The organism is Mesorhizobium sp. M0598 (genome assembly GCF_040320865.1).
Classification (GTDB): Bacteria; Pseudomonadota; Alphaproteobacteria; order Rhizobiales; family Rhizobiaceae; genus Mesorhizobium.
Genome location: NZ_JAMYQL010000013.1, coordinates 156770 through 163997 on the forward strand (window position 1 = coordinate 156770; position 7228 = coordinate 163997).

General features: G+C 62.0%; 7 protein-coding genes. 3 read left to right on the forward strand and 4 right to left on the reverse strand.

Annotated elements, in window-relative coordinates:
* Nucleotides 1–153: 153 nt before the first annotated feature.
* A complete protein-coding gene (locus tag NKI59_RS18435) occupies nt 154–1527 on the reverse strand; it encodes a PleD family two-component system response regulator (protein ID WP_352692320.1) in 1374 nt (457 codons plus the stop codon).
* Between the two features lie 33 nt (nt 1528–1560).
* Complete coding sequence (locus NKI59_RS18440; RefSeq protein WP_348625950.1) at nt 1561–1977, reverse strand: response regulator; 417 nt, start codon at nt 1975–1977, stop codon at nt 1561–1563.
* Between the two features lie 172 nt (nt 1978–2149).
* Here NKI59_RS18440 and NKI59_RS18445 point away from each other — a divergent pair, with 172 nt between their 5' ends.
* Nucleotides 2150–2449: a DUF3572 domain-containing protein gene (locus NKI59_RS18445; protein ID WP_352705854.1), complete on the forward strand. Its 300-nt coding sequence runs from the start codon at nt 2150–2152 to the stop codon at nt 2447–2449.
* A 183-nt stretch (nt 2450–2632) separates the two neighbouring features.
* On the opposite strand, the gene NKI59_RS18450 is transcribed toward NKI59_RS18445, so the two are convergent.
* Together NKI59_RS18450 and NKI59_RS18455 are read right to left on the reverse strand one after the other, a co-directional pair.
* Nucleotides 2633–4180: a hypothetical protein gene (locus tag NKI59_RS18450; RefSeq protein ID WP_352705857.1), complete on the reverse strand. Its 1548-nt coding sequence runs from the start codon at nt 4178–4180 to the stop codon at nt 2633–2635.
* Nucleotides 4181–4277: 97 nt separating this feature from the next.
* Nucleotides 4278–4853 carry a GNAT family N-acetyltransferase gene (locus NKI59_RS18455; RefSeq protein ID WP_352705859.1) on the reverse strand — a complete coding sequence of 192 codons (576 nt, stop codon included), beginning with the start codon at nt 4851–4853 and terminating at the stop codon, nt 4278–4280.
* 68 nt (nt 4854–4921) lie between these two features.
* Here NKI59_RS18455 and NKI59_RS18460 point away from each other — a divergent pair, with 68 nt between their 5' ends.
* Both NKI59_RS18460 and NKI59_RS18465 read left to right on the forward strand, forming a co-directional pair.
* Complete coding sequence (locus NKI59_RS18460; protein WP_352705861.1) at nt 4922–6250, forward strand: DNA polymerase IV; 1329 nt, start codon at nt 4922–4924, stop codon at nt 6248–6250.
* 248 nt (nt 6251–6498) lie between these two features.
* Nucleotides 6499–6786: a GIY-YIG nuclease family protein gene (locus tag NKI59_RS18465; protein WP_352705863.1), complete on the forward strand. Its 288-nt coding sequence runs from the start codon at nt 6499–6501 to the stop codon at nt 6784–6786.
* The last annotated feature ends 442 nt before the right edge of the window (nt 6787–7228 follow it).

Below are 7228 nucleotides of genomic sequence, written 5' to 3' on the forward strand. Positions count from 1 at the left end.
GGCGATCTAGCCTCGTGCCGGTTACGTCTAAGGGCTGCACATTTGCGCAACAACTTATGGAAATCAACCGTTTCTTAACCAAGCCTCGCAAATCGCTTGGATTAAGGTAAATTCGTAACCTTGTCGCGTTGACCGGGCAATTGGTGTTCGGTGCTAAGCCGCCTTGGCGACGACGCGATTGCGGCCGCCGCTCTTGGCTTCGTAGAGCGCAAGGTCGGCGCGTTTCATCAGCGCCGAGACCGTGTCTACCCCCTTCAGCACTGACGACACGCCGACGCTGACGGTGACTTCGACGGCCTTGCCTTCGGTGCCGACGGCAAACGGCAGCTGGGCGATTTCGGCGCGAATGCGCTCGGCGACCTTTTCGGCTACCGCGCCGTCGGTGTCCGGCATCACCACGACGAACTCCTCACCGCCGAAGCGGCAGGCTAGATCGATGCCGCGCACATTCTTGCGCAGCCGCCGCGCGAATTCGCGCAGCACGTCGTCGCCGCCGTCATGGCCATGCGCGTCGTTGATGCTCTTGAAGCGGTCCAGATCGGTGATCATCACCGACAGCGGCCGGCGCCGTGCCACGGCGCGGTCGAACAGCGTCTGCAAATGGCTGTCGAGATAGCGGCGGTTGTGCAGGCCGGTCAGGGCATCGGTCACCGCCATCTCGATGGTCTGGGTGACGCTGGCGCGAAGCTGGTCGTTGTAGCGCTTGCGGCGCACCTGCGTACGCAGCCGCGCGGTCAGCTCCTGCTGGTCGATCGGCCGCATCAGATAATCGTTGATGCCGAGTTCGAGGCCGCGGATGATACGCCCCTCCTCGCCCTCGTCCGCCAGAAGGATGATCGGCAGGAAACGGGTGCGATCGAGCGAGCGCAATTGCGAGCAGAGCCTCAGCGGGTCGAAATCGGCGAAGGCCGTCGAGATCATCACGCATTCATACGGCTGCTCGGCGGCCTGGAAGAAGCCGGCATGCGGATCGTTGGCGACGTCGAGATCGGCACTGCCGCGCAGCATCTTCTGGATGCGCTCGAACGAGGATTTGCGCTCGTCGACCAGCAGCACCTTCGGCACCGCATCGTCGGTAGCGAAGTTGCGGCTCAAAAGCTCCTCGATGCCGATATTGCGTGTCGTCGAGGCGCGCAGCCGCAGCTCGTCGGTCAGCGATTTCAGCCTGACCAGGCTCTTGACGCGAGTCATCAACTGCAGATCGTTGACCGGCTTGGTCAAAAAATCGTCGGCGCCGGCCTCGAGGCCGCGCACCCGGTCCGAAACCTGGTCGAGCGCGGTGATCATCACGACAGGGATGTGCGATGTCGCCGGGTCGCCCTTCAGCCGCCGGCAGACCTCGAACCCGTCCATGTCGGGCATCATCACGTCGAGCAGCACGACGTCGACCTTGCCGTTCTCGCAGATCTCGATCGCGTCCGGCCCGTTGGTGGCGGTCAGGACCTCGAAATATTCGGCGAGCAGCCGAACCTCCAGCAGCCTGACATTTGCTGGGATGTCGTCGACGACGAGGATCCTCGCGGTCATTTCACAAAGCTCCGGCTCGGCTGGAAAGATACATCAGGCATCGCCCAGGTAGGATTTGATGGTTTCGATGAAACGCGGCACCGAGATCGGCTTGGAGATATATGCCTCGCAGCCGCCCTGGCGAATGCGCTCCTCGTCCCCCTTCATCGCGAAGGCGGTGACGGCGATGACCGGGATGACGTGGAGATCATCGTCCTCCTTCAGCCATTTGGTGACCTCGAGGCCCGACACTTCCGGCAGCTGGATGTCCATCAGGATGAGGTCCGGCCTGTGCTGCCGCGCCAGATCCAGCGCTTCCAGGCCGTTGCGTGTGCGCACCGTCTCGTAGCCGCTCGCTTCGATGAGGTCGCGAAAGAGCTTCATGTTGAGCTCGTTGTCTTCGACGATCATAACCTTCTTTGGCATCGATTTCCCGTCCCGGCTGGCCTTCCACTCGAAGGGTGCCGTCATGCGCCCCTTGTCGGCACGCACCAAACCTGTTCCCACTATACGGCAATATGATTGACGAAACGGAAACCGGCCGCCCTAAAAGCGTTCGGATTCCAGGTCGGCGAGCTTGCTGCCGGCGACACTTGCCACTACTGCGAAAACAGAACGATTCCGCCCTTGAAGGAAGGTAGCGATGGCAAACGCAGCGTCAATGCGCGAGGAAGCGGAAACCATTGCCGTAAAGGCGTTGGGCTTCGTCGCCGCCGATTCGGAACTTCTGCCCCGCTTCCTGGCGATCACCGGCATCGAAGCCCATTCCATCCGCCGGGCGGCCGGCGAGCCGGGATTCCTGGCCGGCGTGCTGCAGTTCATCCTTGCCCACGAGCCGACGCTGATGCGTTTCTCCGAGGAGACCGGAACGCCGCCCGCCGCAGTCGGCAAGGCATTGCGGGCGCTGCCGCTCGGCGACGACAATCATGAGCATTCGATATAAGCGGCGATCCCGAGACAGATCGCGGCGGCGAAAATCGTGAGCGCACTCGGGCGTTAACGCCAGCCGCGTGTAGAGCAATTCCCGGAAAAGGGTGAAACGGTTTCCGTCCGGAATTGCGCAAAAACAAAGACATGGAGCGGATCGGCGTTTTCGTGAAACGATGAACCGCTCCAAGCTCGGCGCTTAGGGTTTCAACTTCGCCCCTGCCCCGCCATTGTCATTCTCGCCCGAGCCATGATCCGGAACGGTAGCCTTGCTTGGGTCCATGATGGGGTTGTCCTGAACGGCATCGGCCGGCTTCAGCATGGCGCCGTTGACCGTGACCGAACCGTCTGCCTTAGCGTTGACGACCCATTCCAGTCGACCATCCGGCAGTGCCTTGCCGAACCCTTTGACGGCGAGTGCGAAGGGGAAATACTGCGCCGCTTCCGGCTCGGTCTTGGCCGCCGTCTGCAGAGCCTCCACAATCTTGTCATAGCCCGCGACATCGATGGTCATGCTCGCCTCGGGCTTCTTGCCGGGGAACGTCATTTCACCTTCCATCGCAATCTCGATGTTGCCGTTCTTGATCGTGCTGTGTCCGAGAATGGCCTTTGGCGCCTTGGCCAGGAAATCGGCGAAGATCTGGTTGCCGAAATCTGCCGGCACTGGTGGATCCTTGCTGAAATCAAGGGTTTCGATGGTTTTCTTCGCCATGCTGTCCAGATCGATGTTGGTGCCGCCGAAGTTGAGGTCGATATCCGTCGGCAGCAACGCAACGCTCCAGCTGGGCAGCACCTGCTGTGGTATTGTCAGGCCGGAAACCTTGAACGCGTAGTTGATCTTGCCGTCCTTGGCGATGCCGTCCATGCCGACGGCGGTATTTAGTTGCGTCGCACCGAACTTGCCCACCGGGCTCTCCACCACAAAGTCCTTGAAGCCGTAGGTGCCGTCGATCCGCTCCCACAATGGCAGTGCTGCCGTCAGAAGCGATTTGAACTCCGCCTCATCCGCCTTGAATTTGGCTGCATCATCAGTCGCCACGATGAAAGCAAGCAGGTCGAGCAGCGGCTTTGTCCGCAAACCCTTGCCGGTCGCATCCACGGAAAGTTCAGGCGCTTTTACAGCAGCCGGAAAACTCAACCCACTTTTGGGATCGTTGACTTTGATCGTTTCGGCGAAGTTCGTTATTTTTTCCGTCACCGTGAAATCGATGCCGCCATTTGCGGATTTGGTCGAAACTATTACGGCGGTGCCAGCACCGACCGTGACATCCGCCTGCTGCTTGGGCTCTCGGGTGGTCATCGTCATGCCAGCCATCGAACCGGTTGCGCTCGCGAAAGCGGCCAGGTCGGGGTCATAAACTCCGGTGAACTTGTTGTCCGACACGGAGAAATCGATGTGCTGCGCCCCCTCAGGGCCAACGAAATCGATAGACCCCTTCGGGGACACGTCCGCCGAAACGTCCCAGTGTCCATCTTTGCGTGGCTTGACCAAGATGAAGTAAGGCGTGACGTCGAACTTGAAGGCTTGCTGCTCTGCCATCAAATCCGTGACTGGCTTGAAGTCGAAAGCGAGCTTGTAGGCATCGCCGTCGACTGAAATTTTCACGAACCCGATATCGAACAGCTTCTTGCCGATGTAGTGCGCCAGATCGTCGGAAAGCTGCTTCGCGCCTTGCCTGTCGACCGCTTGGCCGAAGGCCGGTGCGCTGCAGGCAAGAAGTAAAACAAGTGGCAAAACGCGCTTCATGTCGATCCTCACTTAATCGCGGCCCTCAAGCCGTTCTATCACTGGTAGGCAAATACCATCGCAGCCGCAAGAGAAGGCCTATGTGTTGCGGCGGCTGTTACAGCACCAGCCGCACCAGCGGTCGGCCCGGCTTACGTTCGACCAACCGCTGGAACCCGGCCTTTTCGAAGACCCGCGACGAGCCGACGAACAGCCCGATCGAGCGCGAATCCTTCGATAGATCGATCGGGCAGGCTTCGATCAGCCGCGCGCCGTTCTGGCGGGCGAACTCGATGCCGCCCGCGACCAGACGGTGCGACACGCCCCTGCCCCGCGCCTTGGTCCGGATGAAGAAACAGGAGATCGCCGAGACACCCGGATCGGTCGCATCGGCTGGGTCGACGGGCGCCGACCCCCTGCCCTGGTTGTTCCATTCGGGGACGTCGGCACGCGGGCCGATCTGCATCCAGCCGACCGCCTGGCCACCCTCGAAAGCCAACAGGCCGGGCGGCGGCCCGGCCTCGATCCGCGCCTTGATGTGGTCCTTGTTGCGCTCCCGGTTGCTCGCGCGGCGCGCTGCGGGCGACAGCCGGAAATGTGTGCACCAGCAGCCGTAGCAGGCGCCTTGCCTACCGAAAAGATCTTCGAAATCCGCCCAAAGCTCGGGCACTAGCGGCGCTATGGTCGTATTCATGAGCTCTCTCCCGGCCCACCGCCTTGTCGTGGCCTCCGTCCTGACGTACCATTGCATTTGTTCTCTTTATGTTCGCAGCGATGGCGGCCCCTGTCAACAATCCCGAACACGGTTTTTGCCGCGACTGCCTGAGTTTTCAGCGCAGCGAGGCACGCCGTTGCGAGCGCTGCGGCAGTCCACGGCTCGCCCGCCATCCGGAGCTCTACCGGCTGCGCCTTGCCCATATCGATTGCGACGCGTTCTACGCGGCGGTCGAAAAGCGCGACAACCCGGCGTTGAAAGACCGGCCATTGATCATCGGCGGCGGCAAGCGCGGCGTCGTCTCCACCGCATGCTACATTGCCCGCATCCACGGCGTGCGCTCGGCAATGCCGATGTTCAAGGCGCTCGAAGCCTGCCCGGAAGCGGTGGTCCTGCCGCCGGACATGGAAAAATACGTGCGGGTCGGCCGCGAGGTGCGCGCCATGATGCAGGCGCTGACGCCGCTGGTCGAGCCACTCTCGATCGACGAGGCCTTTCTCGACCTCGCCGGCACCGAGCGCCTGCATGGCCTGCCGCCTGCGGTGGTGCTGGCGCGCTTCGCACTCAGCGTGGAAAAGGAGATCGGCATCACCGTTTCGGCCGGCCTTTCCTACTGCAAGTTCCTGGCCAAGGTGGCGTCGGACTTCCGCAAGCCGCGCGGCTTTTCGGTGATCGGCGAGGCCGAGGCTATCGGCTTCCTGGCCGAGCAGCCGGTGACGCTGATCTGGGGGGTCGGCAAGGCCTTTGCCGTCACGCTCGAGCGCGACGGCATCCGCACCATCGGCCAGTTGCAGCGCATGGAACGTGGCGATCTGATGCGCCGCTACGGCGTCATGGGCGACCGGCTCTACCGGCTTTCGCGCGGCGAGGACGACCGTCGCGTCGTTCCCGACCAGGACGCGAAAAGCGTCTCGGCGGAAACCACTTTCGATACCGACATCGCCTCCGTCGACGAACTGGTTTCGGTGCTGAGGGCGCTGTCGGAAAAAGTCTCGGCCCGGCTGAAGAAATCCGGCATTGCCGGACGCACCGTCGTCCTCAAGCTGAAGACCCAGGATTTCAAGATCCGCACGCGCAATCGCCAGCTCGGCGATCCGACCCGGCTGGCCGACCGCATCTTTCAGACCGGGCTCGAGCTGCTGCGCAAGGAAGCGGATGGCACGAAATACCGTCTGCTCGGCATTGGCGTCAGCGATCTCTCCGACGATGACCGGGCGGACCCGCCCGACCTGGTCGACGTCCAGTCACGCAAGCGCGCCATGGCCGAAGGCGCCATCGACACGCTGCGCGGCAAGTTCGGTCGCAGGGCGGTGGAAACCGGCTACACCTTCGGCAAGGGCCGCGATGCCCATCCGCCCGAACCGGTCGAGGACTAGTTCCTCTGCACAGAGGTTTTGGTTCTTTGACAGAGCCTGAAAGGGCTGTGGATCGGAGCCTGCCGATCGGGCTGCCAATCTCCAAGGTTGCGATTAGCGATAAGCCACCACGTCTTCGTCATCCCAGGGCGGAGCAGGAGCGAAGCGACGTCGCGGAGACCCTGGGATCCATGCCGTGACGTCAGCCGAAGAATACAGCGGCTCAGAACGGCGCTTGTATCCGCAACTGTGCCAGCTACCCTTCAGCCATGACCGGCTATACCTACATGACCGCGAGCCAGAAGCGCGGCACGATCTACATCGGCGTCACCAACGATCTCGGCCGCCGCATGCCGGAGCACAAATCCGCCCAAGGTTCGCGCTTCACCGGCCGCTACGGCGTGCAGCGCCTGGTCTGGTACGAGGAACATTTCGACATTCGTGACGCCATTCAGCGCGAGAAGTCGCTGAAGCGCTGGCCGCGGCAGTGGAAGATCGAGCTGATCGAGAAGACCAACCCTGAGTTGTTCGAGCTTTTTCGCGCAACGGGGTGGTAGTTCGGTTCTGGTCCGCAGGCGCACTGCCGCGTGGTAACGGCATGGATCCCAGGGTCTGCGCCGCGTCGCTTTGCTCCTTGCTCCGCCCCGGGATGATGGAGGGATGTTTCAGCCAATCTCCGAAGTTAGCGGTTTGCCACTGAAATTGGCCGCTGACAGAACTATCGACGGTTGCTGCCGATCGGCTTTGCGATTAGCGCAAACGCCCATCGCTTCGTCATCCTGGGGCGGAGCAAGGAGCGAAGCGACGCGGCGCAGACCCCTGGATCCATGCCGCGACATCAGAGCGCTGCCGCGGTGCGGAATTGTGCTCCGCTGCACTCTTCGGCTAAGGTTACCGCATGGATCCCAGGGTCTCCGCGACGGCGCTTCGCTACTGCTTCGCCCAAGGATGACGAAGTTGGGGAAGTTTCGGCCGATCCCGAATGTTTATGATGGTCCA